The organism is Pseudomonas knackmussii B13, assembly GCF_000689415.1.
Classification (GTDB): domain Bacteria; phylum Pseudomonadota; class Gammaproteobacteria; order Pseudomonadales; family Pseudomonadaceae; genus Pseudomonas; species Pseudomonas knackmussii.
On the sequence record NZ_HG322950.1, the window covers coordinates 5,977,358 to 5,997,907 of the forward strand.

The following is a 20,550-nucleotide window of genomic DNA, read 5'->3' on the forward strand; positions in this document are numbered from 1 at the left end:
GCCCGAAGCCCGCGGAGCCTAAGAACAATCCACAAGAAACGAGACTCAGCATGAACATCGAGCAGATCGTCGACTTCGCCCAGGCAGGCACCGAGGCCGAGCACTACCGCCCCGCCCCGGAGAAGATCCTCAAGGGCGACCCGGCGCAAAGCGTGCGCAACCACTACGGCAGCCCGTGTGGCCAGTTCAACGTGGGCATCTGGGAAGGCGACATCGGCCAGTGGACCATCAACTACACCGAGCACGAGTATTGCGAGATCCTCCAGGGCGTCTCGGTGATCCGCGACAGCAACGGCGGCGCCAAGACTGTGCGCGCCGGCGACCGCTTCGTCATCCCGGCCGGCCTGAAGGGCACCTGGGAAGTGATCGAGCCGTGCCGCAAGGTCTACGTGATGTTCGAGCAGAAGGCCTGACTTCCTCGAACGGAAAAAGCCCGCCGATGGCGGGGTTTTTTTTGCCTGCGACTTTTCTTCAGGCAAAAAATGATCTTGGCTTCCTTGTAGATCACGTGCTTGCGAACAACCGGATCGAATTTCTTGATCTCGATTTTCTCAGGCTTGGTGCGCTTGTTCTTGTCGGTGGTGTAGAAGTGGCCGGTACCGGCGCTGGACACCAAACGGATCAGTTCACGCATGACTGTGCTCCTTAGAATTTTTCGCCGCGGGCGCGCAGGTCGTTCAGAACGGCCTCGATACCACGCTTGTCGATGATACGCATGCCTTTAGCGGAAACGCGCAGACGCACGAAACGCTTCTCGGACTCGACCCAGAAACGGTGATGCTGCAGGTTCGGCAGGAAACGGCGACGGGTTTTGTTGTGTGCGTGGGAAATGTTATTCCCAGTAACCGGACCCTTACCGGTCACTTGGCAAACTCTCGACATGGCTCAGCCCTCTGTAAACCACATGCCAAACCCGGCATGGGTTGGCTGCTTGAACTCGTTGGATACTCAGTTTCACCCGGGTCTTACCTGCCTATTCGCTACCTGAAACCAGGTCAACGGGCAGGGCCCCAGAAAAGAGCGCAGCTTTATATCAGAAAGGCTCTTAGTGTCGCAAGGGTAACAGCGGCTTATCCACATGCCGAGCCAGCGCCATCGCGGCTCCGTACTCGTACCGTTCGTCGATTCCCGCCGTTGTCGCCTCCGGCCGCTTGGCCTAAGGTACCCGCTTCAAGGCCGACAACGGCCTTGCATGACTGCGCCCAGCCCACGGGACGGGCATTTTCCCACCAGATCCGGAGTCCGTCATGCGTCTGCTTCCCCTCGCCCTCCTTCTTGCCCCCGCCCTGGCCGGCGCCAGCACGCTCAGCGTGTGCACCGAAGCCAGTCCGGACGGGTTCGACGTGGTCCAGTTCAACGCCCTGACCACCACCAACGCCTCGGCCGACGTGCTGATGAACCGCCTGGTGGAGTTCGACGCGAGCCAGGCCAAAGTCGTGCCGAGCCTGGCGCAGAGCTGGACGGTTTCGGCGGACGGCCTGACCTATGACTTCCGGCTGCGCGAAGGCGTGAAGTTCCACAGCACCGACTACTTCAAGCCCAGCCGTGCGCTGGACGCCGACGACGTGCTGTTCAGCTTCCAGCGCATGCTCGATCCGGCCAACCCCTGGCACAAGGTGGCGCAGAGCGGCTTCCCCCATGCCCAGTCGATGCAGCTGCCGAGCCTGATAAAAGGCCTCGAGAAGGTCGGCGAGCACCAGGTGCGCTTCACCCTCAGCCACCCCGACGCCACCTTCCTGGCGATGCTCAGCATGGGCTTCGCCTCCATTTATTCTGCGGAGTACGCCGATCAGCTGATGAAGGCCGGCACCCCGGAGAAGCTCAACAGCCAGCCGATCGGCAGCGGACCCTTCGTCCTGCGCAGTTTCCAGAAAGATGCCGTGATCCGTTACGCGGCCAACTCCGACTATTTTGGCGGCAAGCCGGCTGTGGATAACCTGCTGTTCGCCATCACCCCGGACGCCAACGTGCGCCTGCAGCGCCTCAAACGCGGCGAGTGCCAGATCGCCCTGTCTCCAAAACCGCTGGATGTCGAGGAAGCAGCCAAGGACCCGGCCCTGCGCATCGAGCGCACGCCTGCCTTCATGACCGCCTTCGTCGCCCTAAATACCCAACACCCGCCCCTGGACAAGCCCGAAGTACGCCAGGCGATCAACCTCGCCTTCGATCGCCAGAGCTACCTGAAGTCGGTATTTGGCGACAGCGCCACGCCGGCCACGGGCGTCTACCCGCCGAACACCTGGAGCTACGCGAAGGACATCTCGGCCTACCCGCATGATCTGGACAAAGCCCGCCAACTGCTCACCCAGGCGGGCCTGAAGGACGGGTTCAAGACCACCATCTGGACCCGCCCCAGCGGCAGCCTGCTAAACCCCAACCCCAGCGTGGGGGCTCAAGTGCTACAGGCCGACCTGGCCAAAGTCGGCATCCAGGCACAGATCCAGGTCATCGAATGGGGGGAGCTGATCCGCCGCGCCAAGGCCGGCGAGCACGACCTGCTGTTCATGGGCTGGGCAGGCGACAACGGTGATCCGGACAACTTCCTGACTCCGCAATTCTCCTGCGCCAGCGTGAAGTCCGGACTGAATTTCGCGCGCTTCTGCGATGCCAAGCTGGACGGCCTGATCAGCCAGGGCAAGGCGCTGAGCGAGCAGGAAAAGCGCAGCGCCCTCTACGAGGACGCCCAGCGCATCATCCACGACCAGGCGCTGTGGCTGCCGCTGGCGCACCCCACGGCGACCACGCTGCTGCGCAAAGAGGTCAAGGGTTACGCGGTGAGCCCCTTCGGTCGCCAGGACTTCTCCAAGGTCAGCTTCTAAACGCGCTCAGACCCAGCCCAGCTCGGCCATGGACTGCGGGTCGCCGTCGCCAACCACGAAGTGGTCGAGCACACGCACATCGACCAGCGCCAGCGCGTCTTTCAGCCGCTGGGTAAGCACGCGGTCGGAGTGGCTGGGCTCAGCCACACCCGAAGGGTGGTTGTGGGCGAGAATCAGCGCCGCCGCGTTGTGCGCCAGTGCGCGCTTCACCACCTGGCGCGGATAGACGCTGGCGCAGTCGATCGAACCGTGGAACAGCACCTCGAAGGTCAGCACGCGATGGCGACTATCGAGGAACAGGCAGGCGAACACTTCATGGGGCTCATGACGTAGCCGGGCCTTGAGGAAATCGCGCACGGCCTGTGGGCTTTCCAGCGCCGAATCGCGGCGCAACTGCTCAGCCAGGTGGCGCCGGGCCATTTCCAGAACGGCCTGCAGCTGCGCGTACTTTGCCCGCCCCAGGCCAAGATGACTGCTGAAAGTCGCCTGATCGGCCTCCAGCAGAGCACGCAGGCTGCCGAATTCACCGAGCAGCCGGCGCGCGAGGTCCACCGCGCTGCAACCGGTGACGCCGGTACGCAGGAAAATTGCCAACAGCTCGGCATCGCTGAGGCTCGCAACACCCTGTTCCAGCAGTTTTTCCCGCGGGCCGTTCCGCCGCGGGCCATAGACGAATACTCATGAGGTTTCACTCGGGAAAGGGGCCCACTGTGCCGGCGCGGGCGCTGTGCTATCTTAGCCCGTCCTCTTCGCGCGGTCGGAAACCTGGGGAGGCGCTTCCGGCCCTGACGCGCGTCATCCATTTCCGATTATCAAGGCGGGCCTATGCAGCGGCTCTTTCGTAAACGCATCGTCCTTGGCGTAGGTGGCGGTATCGCGGCCTACAAGAGCGCCGAACTGGTCCGCCGTCTGCGCGACCAGGGCGCCGAAGTCCGCGTGGTGATGACCCAGGGCGGCCGTGAATTCATCACCCCGCTGACCCTCCAGGCGCTGTCCGGCCACCCGGTGCACCTGGACCTGCTCGACCCCGCCGCCGAAGCGGCCATGGGCCACATCGAACTGGCCCGTTGGGCCGATCTGGTGCTGATCGCCCCGGCTACGGCCGACGTCATGGCACGCCTCGCCCAGGGCGTGGCCAACGACCTGCTGACCACCCTGGTGCTGGCCACCGACGCGCAGATCGCCCTCGCTCCGGCGATGAACCAGGCCATGTGGCGCGACCCGGCGACCCAGAGCAACGCCGAGCTGCTGCGCGGCCGCGGTTTCCACTTCTTCGGCCCTGCCGCCGGCAGCCAGGCCTGCGGCGACGTCGGCCCCGGACGCATGCTCGAAGCCGAAGAGCTGGCGCAGCGCGCCGCCGATTGCTTCCAGGTCCTCGACCTGACCGGCCAGCACGTGCTGATCACCGCCGGCCCGACCCAGGAAAACATCGACCCGGTGCGCTACATCACCAACCACAGCTCCGGAAAGATGGGCTTCGCCCTCGCCGAGGCCGCCGCCGAAGCCGGCGCGCGCGTGACCCTGGTGACCGGCCCGGTGCATCTGCCCACACCCGACCGGGTGACCCGCGTCGACGTGGTCAGCGCCCGCGACATGCTGGCTGCCTGCGAAGCGGCGATGCCGGCGGACGTGCTGATCGCCGCCGCCGCGGTAGCCGACTACCGCCCGGAAGTCGTGGCTTCGCAAAAGCTGAAGAAAGACCCGACCAAGGGCGACGGCCTGCTCCTGCAGCTGGTGCGCAATCCGGACATCCTCGCCACCCTGGCGCAGCGCGCCGACCGACCGTTCAGCGTCGGCTTCGCCGCCGAGACCGAGAACCTGCTGGAATATGCCTCGCGCAAGCTGAAGGACAAGAACCTCGATCTGATCGTGGCCAACGACGTGGCCAACCCCTCGATCGGATTCAACAGCGAAGAGAACGCGATCACCGTGATCGACCGCGAATTGCACGAAAATGCCTTCGCCCAGACCAGCAAGGGCAAGATCGCCCGCCAGCTGATCGCCTTCATCGCCGACCGCCTGAAACGACACTGAGAACCCGATGCATTCCCTGCAAGCCAAGATCCTCGACCCGCGCCTGGGCACTGAATTCCCCGTCCCGCAATACGCCACGCCTGGCTCCGCCGGCCTCGACTTGCGCGCCATGCTCAAGGAAGACACCGTCCTCGAGCCGGGCCAGACCCTGCTGATCCCCACCGGCTTGTCGATCTACATCGCCGATCCGGGCCTCGCTGCTCTGGTGCTGCCGCGTTCGGGCCTGGGCCATAAGCACGGCGTTGTGCTGGGTAACCTGGTCGGGCTGATTGACTCGGACTACCAGGGCGAGCTGATGGTTTCCTGCTGGAACCGCGGCCAAACGCCGTTCACCATCGCCATCGGCGAACGCATCGCCCAGCTGGTGCTGGTTCCGGTCGTGCAGGCGCACTTCGAGCTGGTCGAAAGCTTCGACGAAAGCCAGCGCGGTGCCGGCGGTTTCGGGCACTCCGGCAGCCACTGACCCTCCCCCAATTACGGACGATTCGCCGAGGAGACGTTGCGTGAAACTTTTCCAACGCACCGCCAAGGACACGGCCGAGTTGCCGGAAGTCAGCATGCCGAAGGTCGCGCGTAGCGGCCCGGGCGCCAGACCCGAGCTGAAGTCGCTGCTGCCGGCATTCGGCGTCTCGGTGCTCGGCGTCGCCGCCGCAGGCGCGTTGCTCTGGGGCACGCTGTTCGGCAGTGCTGAGCAGACCCATCGCCAGCAGCTCGCTGGCGCATGGGCAGAGAGCCAGGCCGGCTCGCTGCGTCAAGCCCTGGCGCAGCTCGCTGCAGACACCCGCGCCATGGCGAGCAACCCCGACCTGTTGCCTGCACTGAGCGATCCGACCCGCTCGCATGCGCTGGAAAGCACACTCGCCCATGGTCACATGGACGGGCTGCTGGACGTCTATCTGAACGCCAACGGCGCAGCCACGCAGGATGCCAATCGGCCAGGTCCGCTCAACTACGCCGCGCTGGACATGTTGCATCGCGTGGAAATGGGCCAGAGCGTTGCGCCAGAAGCCTATCGCAACGGCCAGCGTTGGCTGGTCTACAGCGCCACCGCGCTGCGCGCCCAGGACAACAGCGTCCAGGGCACTCTGTTGCTGGTAGTCGATCTGCAACGCCTACTCAACGCCCTGCCACCCATGGCTTCGGACGTCGGCCAGCTGACCCTCGCGCAGAAGTTCGGCAATTCGCCTGCCCAGACACTACTTCAGCGCGGCGAGGCCAGCGATGCACCGGCGCTCAACCTGAGCAGCGGCAACCCGAACTGGCAACTCAGCTTCGTTCCCGGCCAGAGCATCACTGCCACGCTCTACTCGCCGGCTCTGCTCGCCATCGCCACGCTGCTCGCGCTGAGCGGCGGCCTGCTGGGCATCTACCTCAGCGTCGGTGGCCTGCAACGCCGCCTGCGCATCGACGCCCAGACGCTCGGCCAGTTCATCCAGGAACTCGGCGGCCAACGCAGTGCCAAAGCTCCTGAGCTGAGCCTGTCGGTCCTGCAGCCGCTGGCCCAGGCACTGGCCCGCCAGCCACGCCGCAAAACGGAAACCAATGGAAACGGCAATGGCACCGCCAGCCCCGTTGCCCCGATCGAAGCCGTTCCGGTCAAGGCCGAAGCCTACGTCCGGGCAGCAGCCACCCCCGAAACACAGCTGGTCGACCCGCTGTTCCAGAACACCGACATTCTGGATATCGACATTCTTGATGAAGACCAGGATCTCCTGGGATTGGAGCAAAACCCCGCTATGAGCACGCCTAAAGCCCCGCAACTGCCCGCCAGCATCTTCCGCGCCTACGACATCCGCGGCGTGGTCGGCGACACCCTGACCGCCGAGACCGCCTACTGGGTAGGCCGCGCCATCGGCTCCGAGAGCCTGGCTCGCGGCGAGCCCTGTGTGAACGTCGGCCGCGACGGCCGCCTGTCCGGCCCCGAGCTCGTGCAGCAGCTGATCCAAGGCCTGCTCGACTGCGGCTGCCAGGTCACCGACATCGGCATGGTGCCGACCCCGGTGCTGTACTTCGCCGCCAACGTCCTGGAAGGCAAGTCGGGCGTGATGCTCACCGGCAGCCACAACCCGCCGAACTACAACGGCTTCAAGATCGTCGTCGCCGGCGAGACCCTGGCCAACGAGCAGATCCAGGCCCTGCGCGAGCGCATCGAGAACAACGACCTGGCTAGCGGTGTCGGCAGCGTGCAGCAGGTCGACATCCTGCCGCGCTACTTCAAGCAGATTCGTGACGACATCCCCCTGGCCAAGCCGCTGAAGGTGGTGGTCGACTGCGGCAACGGCGTTGCCGGCGTGATCGCCCCGCAATTGATCGAAGCCCTGGGCTGCACCGTGATCCCGCTGTTCTGCGACGTCGACGGCACCTTCCCCAACCACCACCCGGATCCGGGCAAGCCGGAAAACCTGGAAGACCTGATCGCCAAGGTCAAGGAAACCGGCGCCGACCTCGGCCTGGCCTTTGACGGCGACGGCGACCGCGTCGGCGTGGTGACCAACGAAGGCACCATCATCTATCCCGACCGCCTGCTGATGCTGTTCGCCAAGGACGTGGTCTCGCGCAACCCGGGCGCCGACATCATCTTCGACGTGAAATGCACCCGTCGCCTGATCTCGCTGATCAGCGGCTACGGCGGTCGTCCAGTGATGTGGAAGACCGGCCACTCGCTGATCAAGAAGAAAATGAAGGAAACCGGCGCCCTGCTGGCCGGCGAAATGAGCGGCCACATCTTCTTCAAGGAGCGCTGGTTCGGCTTCGACGACGGCATCTACAGCGCCGCTCGTCTGCTGGAGATCATCAGCCAGGACAAACGTGACAGCGAGCATGTGTTCTCTGCCTTCCCGCTGGACGTCTCAACTCCGGAAATCAACATCACCGTCACCGACGAGAGCAAGTTCACCCTGATCGATGCGCTGCAGCGCAACGGCCAATGGGGCGAAGCCAACCTCACGACCCTCGACGGCGTGCGTGTCGATTACCCGAAAGGCTGGGGCCTGGTCCGCGCCTCCAACACCACCCCGGTGCTGGTACTGCGCTTCGAGGCGGACTCCGAAGCCGAACTGGAACGCATCAAGGACGTGTTCCGCAGCCAACTCAAGGCGGTCGATCCCGCCCTGACCATTCCCTTCTGATTCTTCTCGGAGCCTTGCACCATGTCCCAAAGCCGCGATGACGCCGCCCAGGTCGCCCGCGTCCTTGCCGAAGCCCTGCCGTACATCCGCCGCTTCGTCGGCAAGACGCTGGTCATCAAGTACGGCGGCAACGCCATGGAAACCGACGAGCTGAAGAACAGCTTCGCCCGCGACGTGGTGCTGATGAAGGCGGTCGGCATCAACCCGGTGGTGGTGCATGGTGGCGGCCCGCAGATCGGCGACCTGCTCAATCGCCTGTCGATCGAGAGCCACTTCATCGATGGCATGCGCGTCACCGACGCGCAGACCATGGACGTGGTGGAGATGGTCCTCGGCGGCCAGGTGAACAAGGACATCGTCAACCTGATCAACCGCCATGGCGGCAGCGCCATCGGCCTGACCGGCAAGGACGCCGAGCTGATTCGCGCGAAGAAGCTCACCGTGACCCGCCAGACGCCGGAGATGACCAAGCCGGAAATCATCGACATCGGCCACGTGGGCGAAGTCACCGGGGTCAATACCGACCTGCTGAACATGCTGGTCAAAGGCGACTTCATTCCGGTGATCGCGCCCATCGGCGTCGGTGCCAATGGCGAGTCCTACAACATCAACGCCGACCTGGTGGCCGGCAAGGTGGCCGAGGCGCTGAAAGCCGAGAAGCTGATGCTGCTGACCAACATCGCCGGCCTGATGGACAAACAGGGCCAGGTTCTCACGGGCCTGACCACCGAACAGGTCGACAGCCTGATCGCCGACGGCACCATCTACGGCGGCATGCTGCCGAAGATCCGCTGCGCCCTGGAAGCGGTGCAGGGTGGCGTGACCAGCGCACACATCATCGACGGCCGCGTACCCAATGCGGTGCTGCTGGAGATCTTCACCGACATCGGCGTCGGCACTCTGATCACCAACCGCAAGCACAGTTGACCCTTTGCCGCCATGGCCCCGGCCATGGCGGCTTCCTCCCCGCCCCGGAGGCCATCATGCCTTCAGTCTTCCCCTCTCGCGGTGACTTCAGTTTCTTCCATGGCCTGCGCGTGCGCTGGGCGGAAGTCGACCCGCAAGGCATCGTCTTCAACGGCAACTACCTGATCTACACCGACGTCGCCACCACCGAGTACTACCGCAACCTGGACGTGAGCTACCCAGCGGATCTGCTGCGTGGCGGCGGCGACCTGTTCGCGGTGAAGAACACGCTCGAGTACTTCGCACCGGCGCGTTACGACGACTGGCTGGAGATGGGTGTACGCGTGCTGCGCCTGGGCCGTAGCAGCCTGACTTTCCAGGTCGCCATCTGGCGCGAGGAGCAGCCGCTTACCCTGGGTGAACTGATCTACGTCTATGCCGACGAGGAACGGCAGAGCCAGCCGGTTCCGGACTGGCTACGCGAACGGATCAGGGCCTTTGAGCGTACGCCGCCAGCGGAGTGACGGCAGCTCGTCAGCGCGAGGCGCCGAGCAATTGCGCGAGGCGTGCGCGGTCGGCTTCGAAGGAGGCTTTGGCCTGGGCACGCAGCTGCTGGTAGCGGGCGATTTCACCTTCCAGACGCTGCTCTTCGTCCTTCAGGTTGTTCAATTGATCGACCAGAGGTGCAGCAACCTGGCGGCCGGCGCGCTCCTGATCGGCCGCCTGGGACTGCAGGTTCGCCTGCTGAGTCTTGAGTGACATCAAGTTGGCCTTGGTCACGCTACTCAAGCCATCGAGTTCGGCCAGCTTGCGATCGCGGGCGCTATCGACATCCTGCACGCTGGTGTACATCCGCAGCAGCTGGGCGTCGGAACTTGCCTGGGCCGCTTCGGCCTTGCGTGCCTTGAGCTCTTCCGGCGTCGGTGCCGGCGGCACCTCGCGGATTACCCGGCCTTGCTCATTGAGCACCTGGTAGCCCTTGCCGATGTACTGCGGCGGAACGCCCAACCGATCGATCACGGTAACGCCCTTGTCGTCGACGTAGCGGTACATCTCAATGCCACCGCTGGAAGACGGCTTACCTGTGGAGTTTGCCGCCTGCACCCCACCGGCCAGCCCAATGACCAGCAGTCCCAACAACACTCCTCTAAGGAAAGTTCTCTGCTTGGCCATGTGCGATTTTCCCGATCAGATTCCGTACTGTGCGCGATAAGCTTCGACGGCAGGCAGGTGACGCTTCAGTTCGGCGTCGCCGGCGAGGAACTCCAGTACCTGCTCCAACGACACGATGCTGACCACCGGAATACCGAAGTCGCGCTCCACTTCCTGGATCGCCGACAGTTCACCCTTGCCGCGCTCCTGGCGGTTCAGCGCGATCAGTACGCCTGCAGCCTTGGCGCCCTGGGCGTCGATGATCTGCATGACCTCCCGGATCGCGGTGCCAGCAGTGATCACGTCATCGATGATCAGCGCGCGACCCTGCAGCGGGGCGCCCACCAGGGTGCCGCCTTCGCCGTGATCCTTGGCTTCCTTGCGGTTGAAGCACCAGGGCAGGTCGCGGCCATGCTGCTCGGCCAGCGCTACCGCTGTAGCGGCGGCGAGCGGAATTCCTTTATAGGCGGGGCCGAACAGCACGTCGAAGTCGATACCGCCATCGACGATGGCCGAGGCATAGAAGCGCCCCAGCTTGGCCAGTGCCACTCCCGTATTGAACAGACCGGCATTGAAGAAATACGGACTGGTGCGCCCGGACTTGAGGGTGAACTCGCCGAAGCGCAGTACACCGCGCTCGATGGCGAATTGAATGAAATCGCGTTGATATGCCTGCATGGGAATAGAACCGGCGGGTATGAATTTAGCTAAACCGTTTGAGCTCGGGTATCATACACACACGTGATTTTGGGGGCCATTTATGCGGATCATCAGTGTGAACGTGAATGGTATTCAGGCTGCCGCCGAGCGAGGACTCCTCAGCTGGCTGCAAGCCCAGAATGCCGACGTGATCTGCTTGCAGGATACCCGCGCCTCCGCTTTCGATCTGGATGACCCGTCCTACCAACTGGATGGCTACTTCCTGTACGCCTGCGATGCCGAAGTGCCCAACCAGGGCGGCGTCGCACTCTATAGCCGTCTGCAACCCAAGGCCGTCATAAGCGGGCTGGGTTTCGAGACGGCCGATCGTTACGGGCGCTACCTGCAAGCCGATTTCGATAAGGTGAGTATCGCCAGCCTCTTACTGCCGAGCGGGCAAGAAGGGGATGAGAACCTGAACCAGAAGTTCAAGTTCATGGACGATTTCGCCCAGTACCTGAACAAGCAGCGTCGCAAGCGCCGCGAATACATCTATTGCGGGTCGCTGTACCTCGCCCACAACAAGCTGGACGTGAAGAACTGGCGCGAATGCCAGCAGATGCCCGGCTTCCTCGCGCCCGAGCGCGGCTGGATGGACGAGGTCTTCGGCAACATGGGCTACGTCGACGCCCTGCGCGAGGTCAACCGCGAAGGCGACCAGTACAGCTGGTGGCCCGACAGCGAGCAGGCCGAGATGCTCAACCTCGGCTGGCGCTTCGACTACCAGATCCTCACGCCGGGCCTGCGTCGATTCGTGCGCAGCGCCAAGCTGCCCCGGCAGCCGCGCTTCTCGCACCATGCGCCGTTGATCATCGACTACGACTGGTCGCTCAGCATCTGAGCCCCAGGCGCGAAAAAGCCGGCTGATAGCCGGCTTTTTTCATTGCGCTGCGTACTACTTGAGCGGCCGCCAGGTGAAGGGATAGCGGTAGTCACGCCCCTCGTTGGCTTTGATCCCGGCGATGACCGTCAGTACCAGCGCACCGACACTGACCAGCGCCAGCAGCAGAAAGCCGATCACTACCAGGCAAAGGAAAAAACTCACCAGCAGCGCCAGGCTGACGGTGATCTGGAAGTTCAGCGCTTCCTTGCCCTGACGGTCGACGAAAGGATCGGACTCGCGCTTGATCTGCCAGACGATCAGCGGCCCGAGCAGATTGCCGAAGGGAAACACCAGGCCGAGGAAGGCGGCGAAATGGCAGAACATCGCCCATTGCCGGGCGTCCTGGCTCGGCCGAGCCTGCAGTTCGTCTTCCATTGCGCTTCCTCCTTGGCTACTCGTGCCTTCAATCGGCCAGCGCAGCGCGCTGCAGTTCGAAGATTTCCTGCATGCCCTGCTGCGCCAGCTCCAGCATTGCACTCAGTTCGGCCGGCTGGAACGGCTCACCTTCGGCGGTGCCCTGGACCTCGATGAAGCCACCGGCATCGGTCATCACTACGTTGAGGTCGGTCTCGGCAGCGGAGTCTTCCAGGTAGTCCAGGTCCAGCACCGGAACGCCCTGATAGATACCCACGGAAACCGCGGCGACCATCTGCTTCAACGGGTTGCCCTTGAGCGCGCCACGCTTCTTGAGCACGGCGAGCGCATCGATCAGCGCAACGGTGGCGCCAGTGATGGAAGCGGTGCGGGTACCGCCGTCCGCCTGGATCACGTCGCAGTCGATGTACAGGGTGTTCTCGCCGAGCTTGGTGAGGTCCAGCGCAGCACGCAGCGAACGGCCGATCAGGCGCTGGATCTCCAGGGTACGGCCACCCTGCTTGCCACGGCTCGCCTCACGCGCGTCCCGCTCGCCGGTAGAGCGCGGCAGCATGCCGTACTCGGCGGTCAGCCAGCCCTGGCCCTGTCCCTTGAGGAAGCGCGGTACGCCAGTTTCGGCGCTGACGGTGCAGATCACCTTGGTATCGCCGAACTCCACCAGCACCGAACCCTCGGCGTGCTTGGTGTAGTGGCGGGTGATGCGGATCGGGCGCAACTGGCTGGCTGCGCGGCCACTGGGACGGTTCATGGAGACTTCCTGTAAGCAGTGTGAATCGGGGATTGGCGGCCATTATAGAGGCCCGGCGGGCCCTGCAACCACCATCGGCGTGCGGCTGCCGACGCCGCTGGGGTACAATTGCCGGTTCAGGATGACAATTCGTCGTCTGCGCTGGAATCACAGAGAGGTAGCCCCATGGTGCACAGCATGACCGCCTTCGCCCGCATCGAACGGGCCGGGACCAATGGCACCCTGAGCTGGGAGCTGCGCTCGGTGAACCACCGCTACCTGGAGCCCAACCTGCGCCTGCCGGAAAGCTTCCGCGATCTCGAAGGCGCGGTACGCGAAGCCCTGCGCCAGGGCCTGTCGCGCGGCAAGGTGGAGTGCACCCTGCGCTATGTCGAGGACACCGCCGGCAAGCCGCTGCAGGTCGATCTCGAACGTGCCGCGCAGTTGGTCACCGCCGCCGAAGGCGTCGCCGCGCTGATCCGCCAGCCGGCGCCGATCGACCCGCTGGCCGTACTGGCCTGGCCCGGCGTACTGGTGGGCGACGCCGCCGATCCTCAAGCGCTCAACGCCGACGCCCTCGCCGCGTTCAACCAGGCCCTGGACGAGCTCAAGGCCGGCCGCGCCCGCGAAGGCGCCGAACTGGCGCGGATCATCGACGAACGCCTGGGCAGCATGCAGGAAGAAGTCGCCAATCTGCGCGAGCTGGTCCCGCAGATGCTGGGCCTGCAACGGCAGAAGATCCTCGACCGCTTCGCCGAGCTGAAGCTGGAAGCCGACCCGCAGCGCCTGGAGCAGGAAATGGTCCTGCTGGCGCAGAAGAGCGACGTCGCCGAAGAGCTCGACCGCCTCAGCACGCACATCGCCGAAGTGCGCCGCGTGCTCAAGGCCGGTGGCGCCGCCGGCCGACGCCTGGACTTCCTCATGCAGGAGCTCAACCGCGAAGCCAACACCCTCGGTTCCAAGGCGTTCGACCCGCGCTCGACGCAGGCTGCCGTGAACCTCAAAGTCCTGATCGAGCAGATGCGCGAACAGGTCCAGAACATCGAATAACCCCCGAATACCCAGGAATTGCGCCATGTCCGGCACCCTCTACATCGTTTCCGCTCCCTCCGGCGCCGGCAAGACCAGCCTGGTGAAGTCCCTGCTCGAAGCCATGCCCAGCGTGCGCGTCTCGGTCTCCCACACCACCCGCGGCATGCGTCCGGGCGAGGTGGACGGGGTGAACTACCACTTCGTCGGCCGCGACACCTTCGCCGCCATGCTCGAGCGCGACGAGTTCCTCGAGCACGCCGAAGTGTTCGGCAATCTCTACGGCACCTCCCAGCGCTGGATCGAGAAGACCCTCGCCGAAGGCCTGGACCTGATCCTCGAGATCGACTGGCAAGGCGCCCAGCAGGTCCGCCGGTTGATGCCGCACGCGCAGTCGATCTTCATACTGCCGCCCAGCCAGCAGGCCCTGCGCCAGCGCCTGACCAACCGAGGCCAGGACAGCGACGAGGTGATCGAGCGACGAATGCGCGAAGCTGTCAGCGAAATGAGCCATTACGTCGAATACGATCACCTGGTGATCAACGACGACTTCGCCCATGCTCTGGAAGACCTCAAGGCGATCTTCCGCGCCCGCCAGCTGCGCCAGGACGCCCAGCAGAAGCGCCACGCGGAGCTGCTGAGCGAATTGCTGGCGCCGTCGGCATAACAAACGGCTCTTCCATAAAGATTGGCGATTTTTTAGACTATCCAGTCCGCCCGGGCATCCGGGTTCAATTTTCCGCAACGAGGAACACCATGGCCCGCGTCACCGTCGAAGACTGCCTGGACAACGTCGATAACCGTTTCGAGCTGGTCATGCTCGCCACCAAGCGCGCTCGCCAACTGGCCACCGGCGGCAAAGAGCCGAAGGTAGCCTGGGAAAACGACAAGCCCACCGTGGTCGCCCTGCGCGAGATCGCTTCGGGCCTGGTCGATGCTGAAATCGTTCAGCAGGAGGACGTGGTTGAAGAAGAGCCGCTGTTCGCTGCCTTCGAAGACGAGGCCAACAACGAGGCCCTGTAAGTCGATGTCCGGCCGACGACCGCAGCCGTCCACTCGGCAGGGGGTGCTCCCTTGCCGAGCATAGATGCCTTCGCCGACCGGCTTTCGAGCTACCTCGGCCCGGAGGACCAGGTCAACCTGGTCCGCCGCGCCTACTACTACGCCGAGCAGGCCCACGACGGCCAGCGCCGCCGCAGCGGCGAGCCGTACGTCACCCATCCGCTCGCCGTAGCCAACATCCTCGCCGATATGCACATGGACCATCAGAGCCTGATGGCCGCGATGCTGCATGACGTGATCGAGGACACCGGCATCGCCAAGGAAGCGCTCACCGCGCAGTTCGGCGAAACCGTCTCCGAGCTGGTGGACGGGGTCAGCAAGCTGACCCAGATGAACTTCGAGTCCAAGGCCGAGGCGCAAGCCGAGAACTTCCAGAAGATGGCCATGGCCATGGCGCGCGACATCCGCGTGATCCTGGTCAAGCTGGCCGACCGCCTGCACAACATGCGCACCCTGGAAGTGCTGTCCGGCGAGAAGCGCCGGCGCATCGCCAAGGAAACCCTGGAAATCTACGCGCCCATCGCCAACCGGCTGGGCATGCACAGCATGCGCGTTGAGTTCGAGGACCTGGGATTCAAGGCCATGCACCCGATGCGCTCCGAGCGCATCCGCCAGGCGGTGAAGAAGGCTCGCGGCAACCGTCGCGAGATCGTCGGCAAGATCCAGGAGTCGCTGGTCAACTGCCTCGCCCGCGAGGGCATGGAAGGCCAGGTCCTGGGCCGCGAGAAGCACCTGTTCAGCATCTACAAGAAGATGCGCGGCAAGCGCCGGGCGTTCAACGAAATCATGGACGTCTATGCCTTCCGCATCATCGTCGACAAGGTAGACACCTGCTACCGCGTGCTCGGCGCCGTACACAACCTGTACAAGCCGTTCCCCGGGCGCTTCAAGGACTACATCGCGATTCCCAAGGCCAACGGCTACCAGTCGCTGCACACCACGCTGTTCGGCATGCACGGCGTGCCCATCGAGATCCAGATCCGCACCCGCGAGATGGAAGAGATGGCCAACCACGGCATCGCCGCGCACTGGCTGTACAAGTCCAGCGAGGAAGAGGCGCAGAAAGGCACCCACGCCCGCGCCCGCCAGTGGGTCAAAGGCATCCTCGAGTTGCAGCAACGCGCGGGCAACTCCCTCGAATTCATCGAGAACGTGAAGATCGACCTGTTCCCGGACGAGGTCTACGTCTTCACGCCCAAGGGCCGCATCATGGAGCTGCCCAAGGGCTCCACGGCCGTCGACTTCGCCTACGCGGTGCATACCGACGTCGGCAACAGCTGCATCGCCTGCCGCATCAACCGCCGCCTGGCGCCACTGTCCGAACCGCTGCAGAGCGGCCAGACGGTGGAGATCGTCACTGCGCCGGGCACCCGGCCGAACCCGGTCTGGCTCAGCTTCGTGGTCACCGGCAAGGCACGTACGCACATCCGCCATGCGCTCAAGCTGCAACGCCGCTCGGAGTCCATCAGCCTGGGCGAACGCCTGCTGAACAAGACCCTGGCCGGCTTCGACAGCCACCTGGATAAGATTCCGCAGGAGCGCATCCAGGCGGTACTCGCCGAGTACCGCATGGAAGTCTTCGAGGACCTGCTCGAAGAGATCGGCCTGGGCAACCGCATGGCGTACGTGGTCGCGCGCCGCCTGCTCTCCAGCGAGGGCGAAGGCGTCAGCAGCGCGCCGAGCGCCGAAGGGCCGCTGGCGATCCGCGGTACCGAGGGCCTGGTGCTGAGCTACGCCAAGTGCTGCACGCCGATCCCGGGAGATCCCATCGTCGGCCACCTGTCCGCCGGCAAGGGCATGGTGGTGCACCTGGAAAGCTGCAAGAACATCCTCGATATCCGCCACAACCCGGAAAAATGCATCCAGCTCAGCTGGGCCAAGGATGTCACCGGCGAATTCAACGTCGAGTTGCGCGTCGAGCTGGAACACCAGCGCGGCCTGATCGCCCTGCTGGCGACCAGCGTCACCGCCGCCGACGGCAATATCGAGAAGATCAGCATGGACGAGCGCGACGGTCGCATCAGCGTTGTCCAGTTGGTCGTCAGCGTGCATGACCGTGTGCACCTGGCCCGCGTCATCAAGAAGCTGCGCGCCCTCAAGGGTGTCGTACGCATCACCCGCGTGCGCAGCTGATCCCACCCCTCGAAGGAGTCGACATGACCAAGACCGTAATCCACACCGACAAGGCCCCGGCGGCCATCGGCACCTACTCCCAGGCGATCAAGGCTGGCAACACCGTCTACGTCTCCGGCCAGATCCCGCTGAACCCGCAGACCATGGAACTGGTCGAGGGCTTCGAGGAGCAGGTCGTCCAGGTGTTCGAGAACCTCAAGGCTGTGATCGAGGCTTCCGGCGGCTACCTGCACGACGTCGCCAAGCTGAACATCTTCCTCACCGACCTGTCGCACTTCGCCAAGGTCAACGAGATCATGGGCAAGTACTTCACCCAGCCCTACCCGGCGCGCGCCGCCATCGGCGTGGCCGCCCTGCCCAAGGGCGCCCAGGTCGAGATGGACGCCATCGTCGTCCTCGAATAATCCTGACCTGTCGAACGGGGCCCTCTCGCGGCCCCGTTCGCTTTTCCCGTGTTAGTCCGCAAGGAGCACTCCCGCATGCGTCGCGCCCTCGTCCTGAGCGCCCTGCTAGGCCTGCTGACCGGCTGCGCCGGCACCCCATCCGACCCGTCCGGCACCTGGATCAACCAGACCGCCATCGACGCCGCCAGCAAGAGCGGCAAGCTGCGCGAAGCGCTGCTGGCGTACGGACCGAATCTGGAATGGCAGCTCGACAGCAAGAACCACCAGGCCAGCTACAGCAACGGTTTCGAGAAGGGCGACGGCCAACTGAGCCAGGACCCGTCCGACAAGAAGCGCTGGCAGGTAGCCTTCTACGGCAGCAAACAGGAAGCCCTGCAGCTGGACGGCAAGCAGCTGATCCAGGTCGGCGGCGACAACTGGCCGGAGCAGCGCTTCGTCCGCCCCGAGCAACAGCCCACGGCACAGACACCCCTCGGAGCGACCTTCGAACGCGCGCTCTACGGCAGCTTCCTCAAGGGTACCTGGGTGATCGCCGAAGGCCAGGGCCAGGGCAGCAAGGTCAGCTTCCAGCCCGACGGCCGCATCGAAGGCATGCCCAACGCCGATCGCTACGCGCTGTGCCTGGCCGGCGACTGCGCGGCCATGACCGGCAACAACGACAGCATCTGGCTGCAACAAGGCCGCCAGGGCCGCGAATACCTGTTCCAGCGCGAAGACGACCAGATCGAACTCTTCGAGGCGGTGAACCGCGCCCAGGCCGACGAGATGCCCGAGTACCAGCCCGGCCAGCGCGTCTGGCTGCTCAAGCGCGACTGATCGAGCAGGCGCCGCCCACGTCCGGCGGCGCCTTCAGCGCAAGCCCAGCAGCAACAACCAGCCCCCCAGCCCCAGCAACAGCCCGCCACACAGGCGATCCAGCGCCCTCACCCGCCGCTGCAGCCAGCCGCGCCAGCGTTGTTGGTCGAGGAGGCGCACCAGCGCCAGGTCCCAGAACAGCACCACCGCGCCCATCCACAGCACGCACAGCGCCAGCGCCCAGCCCGGCAGATGGAATGGCCCGAGCAAGCCGAACAGCCCGCTGTAGAAGATCGGCAGCTTGGGATTGAGGCTGCTGGCCAGAAAGCCTTCACGCAGCCCCAGGAAGAATCCGCCGCGCATCGGCGCACCCGACTCAACGGGAATCTCCAGCTCGCGTCGCGCCAGCACGGCCTGAACACCCAACCAGACGAAGTAAGCCCCGCCCAGCAGTTGCACCAGGCGCAAGCTTTGCTGCGCCACATCCGGCAGCAAGCCAAGGATGAACAGCACCAGCCCCATGCTCGCCAGATTGGCCACGGCGATGCCGCTGGCACAACCGTCGGCGTGGCGCCGGCCGCGAACCAGCGCGGCACGGATCAGCAGGAAGAAATCCGGCCCCGGCGACAGCAGGGCGGCGAAGTGAGTGCTGGCAACCAGCGCGAAGGCGGCGAACATGGCGATCTTCCCGGAACAAGGGAGGCCAGTCTGGAAGGCAGGGTGCGCAGCGGTCTTGGAAGAAACTCAGGTGCGCGTGGCGCTGCGGAAGCGGCCGGGCGTGACGCCGGTAAAGCGGCGGAAGGTCGTCGAGAAGTGCGCCTGGTCGTAGAAACCCAATTCCAAGGCAACGTCGATGGGCATAGCACCTTCCACCAGGCGCCGCTTCGCCTCGCGCACCCGACGCTGCAGCAGATAGGTATGCGGTGGCACGCCGTAGGCGCGACGGAAGGTCTCGATCAGGTGGCGTGGATGACGGTCCACCAGCGCGGCCAACTGCTCCAGGCTCACCGCTTCACTGAAGTGCGTTTCCAGGTAGTCGCGCAGCAATGCCGTGGCACCACCGTCGCGGCTCGCCGCAGCCGCTTCGCGCATTCCGCCATGACGGACGAAGACCAGCTCCAGCAGCGCCAGCAACTCACTCTCCAGCGCCAGCGCGTCGTTGCGCTCGAACTCACCGGCCACCCGCGCCAATGCCTGGGCGACCTGGCCGTCATCGGCTGGATTGAGTGCCTGGAAACCACGCGGCAGCTGCTTGCGGCCAAGCAGCGGCAGCAGCCGCGACTCCTCGATGTACAGCATCCGATAGACCAGCCGCTCGCTCTCGGCATTGCCGGTGTGCGGCTCCTCGGGATTCATCAACGACAGCGTGCCGGCAGGCAGCACATGGCGCGCGCCCCTGCACTGGTAGCCGCCGGCTCCGTGGAGAATCGCGCCGATGGCGAAAGCATCGTGACTGTGACGGCCGAACGGCTGCCCGGAGAAGTCCGCGTGGAACAGCTCCACGCCCGGCAGCCAGGAACGCGCCAGCAGCCGGTTGGCGTCCATCAGTCGTCGCGCCCGGCGAGAATGGCCGCATAGCCCTCGCGATAGCTCGGGTAGCGCGGGATCCAGCCCAACGCGCGGGCGCGGGCGTTGCTGCAGCGCTTGCTGCCGGCGCGGCGCACGCTCTGTTCCGCCGCCCAGTGTTCGACGCCCATGAGCCCGCGCAGGTAGTCCACCACTTCGGCGAGCGGCGCCGGAGCGTCATCGACGCCGAGGTAGCAGTTATCCAGCACCTTGCCGTCCGCATCGGCGCGCAACAGGCAGGCCAGCAGCCCGGCGGCGTCCTCGGCGTGGATGCGGTTTGCATAAAGCGGCGGCTCGACGGCCACGCGATAACCCTCGCGCACCTGGCGCAAAAGGTACTCGCGGCCCGGGCCGTAGATGCCGGTAAGGCGTACCACGCTCGCCGGAATACCGCTCGCGAGGGCGACCTGCTCAGCCTCGCGGATGACGCGCCCGGAATAGGATTCGGCTTCGGCGGGCGAATCCTCGTCCACCCACTCGCCGTCCTTCTGCGCATAGACGCCGCTGCTGGAGACGAACAGCAGGCGTTTCGGCCGCTGCCCACGCTGTTCGAGCCAGCCCAGGCAATGCCGCAGGCCCTCGATATAGGTGGCGCGATAGCCGGCTTCGTCGTGCTGGCTGGCGGCGGCGCTGAACACCACATAGTCCAGCTCACCCTGCGGCCACGCCGGCGGGCAGGCGCTCGCGCCCAGGTCGCCGGGCACCGGCAGGATGCCGGCGGGCAACGCTGAGGTATTGCGGCGCAGGCCATGCACCTCCCAGCCACCGGCGACCAGTTGGCGGCCCAGACGGCTGCCGACATCGCCGCAGCCCACGATCATCACCTTCCTCGACATGC

Annotated in this window: 22 protein-coding genes and 2 pseudogenes; 14 read left to right on the forward strand and 10 right to left on the reverse strand. The window is 64.9% G+C overall.

Annotated features, from left to right (window positions below):
- Positions 1-50: 50 nt before the first annotated feature.
- Positions 51-413 carry a cupin domain-containing protein gene (locus tag PKB_RS27830; protein WP_043256453.1) on the forward strand — a complete coding sequence of 121 codons (363 nt, stop codon included), beginning with the start codon at positions 51-53 and terminating at the stop codon, positions 411-413.
- A 71-nt stretch (positions 414-484) separates the two neighbouring features.
- Here PKB_RS27830 and rpmG read toward each other — a convergent pair.
- Positions 485-634 (reverse strand): annotated as a pseudogene (rpmG, locus tag PKB_RS27835) (50S ribosomal protein L33); the annotation flags it as partial.
- 11 nt (positions 635-645) lie between these two features.
- Positions 646-882: a 50S ribosomal protein L28 gene (gene rpmB, locus PKB_RS27840; protein WP_009614118.1), complete on the reverse strand. Its 237-nt coding sequence runs from the start codon at positions 880-882 to the stop codon at positions 646-648.
- Between the two features lie 365 nt (positions 883-1,247).
- On the opposite strand from rpmB, the gene PKB_RS27845 reads away from it, so the two are divergent.
- A complete protein-coding gene (locus PKB_RS27845) occupies positions 1,248-2,819 on the forward strand; it encodes an ABC transporter substrate-binding protein (RefSeq protein WP_043256455.1) in 1,572 nt (523 codons plus the stop codon).
- A 6-nt stretch (positions 2,820-2,825) separates the two neighbouring features.
- Here PKB_RS27845 and radC read toward each other — a convergent pair.
- Positions 2,826-3,501, reverse strand: a pseudogene (gene radC / locus PKB_RS27850) (RadC family protein).
- Between the two features lie 143 nt (positions 3,502-3,644).
- Here radC and coaBC point away from each other — a divergent pair.
- Genes coaBC through PKB_RS27875 form a run of 5 tightly spaced genes read left to right on the forward strand, consistent with a single transcriptional unit; the run spans position 3,645 to position 9,411 of the window.
- Positions 3,645-4,853: a bifunctional phosphopantothenoylcysteine decarboxylase/phosphopantothenate--cysteine ligase CoaBC gene (gene coaBC / locus PKB_RS27855; RefSeq protein WP_043256458.1), complete on the forward strand. Its 1,209-nt coding sequence runs from the start codon at positions 3,645-3,647 to the stop codon at positions 4,851-4,853.
- A 7-nt stretch (positions 4,854-4,860) separates the two neighbouring features.
- On the forward strand, positions 4,861-5,316 hold the full coding sequence (gene dut / locus PKB_RS27860) for a dUTP diphosphatase (RefSeq protein WP_043256460.1): 456 nt from the start codon (positions 4,861-4,863) through the stop codon (positions 5,314-5,316).
- 40 nt (positions 5,317-5,356) lie between these two features.
- Positions 5,357-7,981, forward strand: coding sequence for a phosphomannomutase/phosphoglucomutase (locus PKB_RS27865; protein WP_043256462.1), 2,625 nt, complete (start codon positions 5,357-5,359; stop codon positions 7,979-7,981).
- Between the two features lie 21 nt (positions 7,982-8,002).
- Positions 8,003-8,908, forward strand: a complete 906-nt coding sequence (argB, locus tag PKB_RS27870) for an acetylglutamate kinase (protein ID WP_043256464.1) — start codon at positions 8,003-8,005, stop codon at positions 8,906-8,908.
- Between the two features lie 56 nt (positions 8,909-8,964).
- Positions 8,965-9,411: an acyl-CoA thioesterase gene (locus PKB_RS27875; protein ID WP_043256466.1), complete on the forward strand. Its 447-nt coding sequence runs from the start codon at positions 8,965-8,967 to the stop codon at positions 9,409-9,411.
- Between the two features lie 10 nt (positions 9,412-9,421).
- Here PKB_RS27875 and PKB_RS27880 read toward each other — a convergent pair whose 3' ends face one another.
- Together PKB_RS27880 and pyrE are read right to left on the reverse strand one after the other, a co-directional pair.
- Positions 9,422-10,060 carry a hypothetical protein gene (locus PKB_RS27880; protein ID WP_043256468.1) on the reverse strand — a complete coding sequence of 213 codons (639 nt, stop codon included), beginning with the start codon at positions 10,058-10,060 and terminating at the stop codon, positions 9,422-9,424.
- A 15-nt stretch (positions 10,061-10,075) separates the two neighbouring features.
- A complete protein-coding gene (pyrE, locus tag PKB_RS27885) occupies positions 10,076-10,717 on the reverse strand; it encodes an orotate phosphoribosyltransferase (protein ID WP_043256469.1) in 642 nt (213 codons plus the stop codon).
- A gap of 82 nt (positions 10,718-10,799) precedes the next feature.
- Between pyrE and PKB_RS27890 the strand changes: the two genes are divergently transcribed.
- Positions 10,800-11,579: an exodeoxyribonuclease III gene (locus tag PKB_RS27890; protein WP_043256470.1), complete on the forward strand. Its 780-nt coding sequence runs from the start codon at positions 10,800-10,802 to the stop codon at positions 11,577-11,579.
- A 54-nt stretch (positions 11,580-11,633) separates the two neighbouring features.
- On the opposite strand, the gene PKB_RS27895 is transcribed toward PKB_RS27890, so the two are convergent.
- Positions 11,634-11,996 carry a DUF4870 domain-containing protein gene (locus PKB_RS27895; protein WP_043256473.1) on the reverse strand — a complete coding sequence of 121 codons (363 nt, stop codon included), beginning with the start codon at positions 11,994-11,996 and terminating at the stop codon, positions 11,634-11,636.
- Positions 11,997-12,024: 28 nt separating this feature from the next.
- Positions 12,025-12,744 (reverse strand): ribonuclease PH, encoded by a 720-nt coding sequence (gene rph, locus PKB_RS27900; protein WP_043256475.1) that lies wholly within the window; start codon positions 12,742-12,744, stop codon positions 12,025-12,027.
- 165 nt (positions 12,745-12,909) lie between these two features.
- Between rph and PKB_RS27905 the strand changes: the two genes are divergently transcribed.
- From PKB_RS27905 to PKB_RS27930, 6 genes are all read left to right on the forward strand, one after another.
- Positions 12,910-13,773, forward strand: a complete 864-nt coding sequence (locus PKB_RS27905; RefSeq protein ID WP_043256477.1) for a YicC/YloC family endoribonuclease — start codon at positions 12,910-12,912, stop codon at positions 13,771-13,773.
- 25 nt (positions 13,774-13,798) lie between these two features.
- The gene (gmk, locus tag PKB_RS27910) at positions 13,799-14,419 is read left to right on the forward strand and encodes a guanylate kinase (RefSeq protein ID WP_043256479.1); all 621 of its coding nucleotides are present in this window, start codon (positions 13,799-13,801) and stop codon (positions 14,417-14,419) included.
- Between the two features lie 89 nt (positions 14,420-14,508).
- Positions 14,509-14,775, forward strand: coding sequence for a DNA-directed RNA polymerase subunit omega (gene rpoZ / locus PKB_RS27915; protein ID WP_043256481.1), 267 nt, complete (start codon positions 14,509-14,511; stop codon positions 14,773-14,775).
- 51 nt (positions 14,776-14,826) lie between these two features.
- Complete coding sequence (gene spoT / locus PKB_RS27920) at positions 14,827-16,947, forward strand: bifunctional GTP diphosphokinase/guanosine-3',5'-bis pyrophosphate 3'-pyrophosphohydrolase (protein ID WP_043256484.1); 2,121 nt, start codon at positions 14,827-14,829, stop codon at positions 16,945-16,947.
- 23 nt (positions 16,948-16,970) lie between these two features.
- Positions 16,971-17,351 carry a RidA family protein gene (locus PKB_RS27925; protein WP_043256486.1) on the forward strand — a complete coding sequence of 127 codons (381 nt, stop codon included), beginning with the start codon at positions 16,971-16,973 and terminating at the stop codon, positions 17,349-17,351.
- Between the two features lie 75 nt (positions 17,352-17,426).
- On the forward strand, positions 17,427-18,167 hold the full coding sequence (locus PKB_RS27930; protein WP_043256492.1) for a hypothetical protein: 741 nt from the start codon (positions 17,427-17,429) through the stop codon (positions 18,165-18,167).
- Positions 18,168-18,200: 33 nt separating this feature from the next.
- Here the strand turns inward: PKB_RS27930 and PKB_RS27935 are convergent, their stop codons facing one another.
- The 3 genes from PKB_RS27935 to PKB_RS27945 all read right to left on the reverse strand — a co-directional run bounded on the left by PKB_RS27935 (position 18,201) and on the right by PKB_RS27945 (position 20,548).
- Complete coding sequence (locus PKB_RS27935) at positions 18,201-18,824, reverse strand: LysE family translocator (protein ID WP_043256493.1); 624 nt, start codon at positions 18,822-18,824, stop codon at positions 18,201-18,203.
- 66 nt (positions 18,825-18,890) lie between these two features.
- Positions 18,891-19,691 carry a helix-turn-helix transcriptional regulator gene (locus tag PKB_RS27940; RefSeq protein WP_043256496.1) on the reverse strand — a complete coding sequence of 267 codons (801 nt, stop codon included), beginning with the start codon at positions 19,689-19,691 and terminating at the stop codon, positions 18,891-18,893.
- Entirely contained in the window at positions 19,691-20,548 is an 858-nt protein-coding gene (locus tag PKB_RS27945; protein WP_043256497.1) for an NAD-dependent epimerase/dehydratase family protein, read from the reverse strand. The genes PKB_RS27940 and PKB_RS27945 overlap by 1 nt, the downstream gene beginning before the upstream one ends.
- Positions 20,549-20,550: the final 2 nt, after the last annotated feature.

What these genes read in the sequence shown, in the direction of transcription:
- PKB_RS27830 (WP_043256453.1), top strand. Translation starts at nt 51, where the DNA reads ATGAACATCGAGCAGATCGTCGACTTCGCCCAGGCAGGCACCGAGGCC.
- rpmB (WP_009614118.1), bottom strand. Translation starts at nt 882, where the DNA reads ATGTCGAGAGTTTGCCAAGTGACCGGTAAGGGTCCGGTTACTGGGAAT.
- PKB_RS27845 (WP_043256455.1), top strand. Translation starts at nt 1,248, where the DNA reads ATGCGTCTGCTTCCCCTCGCCCTCCTTCTTGCCCCCGCCCTGGCCGGC.
- coaBC (WP_043256458.1), top strand. Translation starts at nt 3,645, where the DNA reads ATGCAGCGGCTCTTTCGTAAACGCATCGTCCTTGGCGTAGGTGGCGGT.
- dut (WP_043256460.1), top strand. Translation starts at nt 4,861, where the DNA reads ATGCATTCCCTGCAAGCCAAGATCCTCGACCCGCGCCTGGGCACTGAA.
- argB (WP_043256464.1), top strand. Translation starts at nt 8,003, where the DNA reads ATGTCCCAAAGCCGCGATGACGCCGCCCAGGTCGCCCGCGTCCTTGCC.
- PKB_RS27875 (WP_043256466.1), top strand. Translation starts at nt 8,965, where the DNA reads ATGCCTTCAGTCTTCCCCTCTCGCGGTGACTTCAGTTTCTTCCATGGC.
- PKB_RS27880 (WP_043256468.1), bottom strand. Translation starts at nt 10,060, where the DNA reads ATGGCCAAGCAGAGAACTTTCCTTAGAGGAGTGTTGTTGGGACTGCTG.
- pyrE (WP_043256469.1), bottom strand. Translation starts at nt 10,717, where the DNA reads ATGCAGGCATATCAACGCGATTTCATTCAATTCGCCATCGAGCGCGGT.
- PKB_RS27890 (WP_043256470.1), top strand. Translation starts at nt 10,800, where the DNA reads ATGCGGATCATCAGTGTGAACGTGAATGGTATTCAGGCTGCCGCCGAG.
- PKB_RS27895 (WP_043256473.1), bottom strand. Translation starts at nt 11,996, where the DNA reads ATGGAAGACGAACTGCAGGCTCGGCCGAGCCAGGACGCCCGGCAATGG.
- rph (WP_043256475.1), bottom strand. Translation starts at nt 12,744, where the DNA reads ATGAACCGTCCCAGTGGCCGCGCAGCCAGCCAGTTGCGCCCGATCCGC.
- PKB_RS27905 (WP_043256477.1), top strand. Translation starts at nt 12,910, where the DNA reads ATGGTGCACAGCATGACCGCCTTCGCCCGCATCGAACGGGCCGGGACC.
- gmk (WP_043256479.1), top strand. Translation starts at nt 13,799, where the DNA reads ATGTCCGGCACCCTCTACATCGTTTCCGCTCCCTCCGGCGCCGGCAAG.
- rpoZ (WP_043256481.1), top strand. Translation starts at nt 14,509, where the DNA reads ATGGCCCGCGTCACCGTCGAAGACTGCCTGGACAACGTCGATAACCGT.
- PKB_RS27925 (WP_043256486.1), top strand. Translation starts at nt 16,971, where the DNA reads ATGACCAAGACCGTAATCCACACCGACAAGGCCCCGGCGGCCATCGGC.
- PKB_RS27930 (WP_043256492.1), top strand. Translation starts at nt 17,427, where the DNA reads ATGCGTCGCGCCCTCGTCCTGAGCGCCCTGCTAGGCCTGCTGACCGGC.
- PKB_RS27935 (WP_043256493.1), bottom strand. Translation starts at nt 18,824, where the DNA reads ATGTTCGCCGCCTTCGCGCTGGTTGCCAGCACTCACTTCGCCGCCCTG.
- PKB_RS27940 (WP_043256496.1), bottom strand. Translation starts at nt 19,691, where the DNA reads ATGGACGCCAACCGGCTGCTGGCGCGTTCCTGGCTGCCGGGCGTGGAG.
- PKB_RS27945 (WP_043256497.1), bottom strand. Translation starts at nt 20,548, where the DNA reads ATGTCGAGGAAGGTGATGATCGTGGGCTGCGGCGATGTCGGCAGCCGT.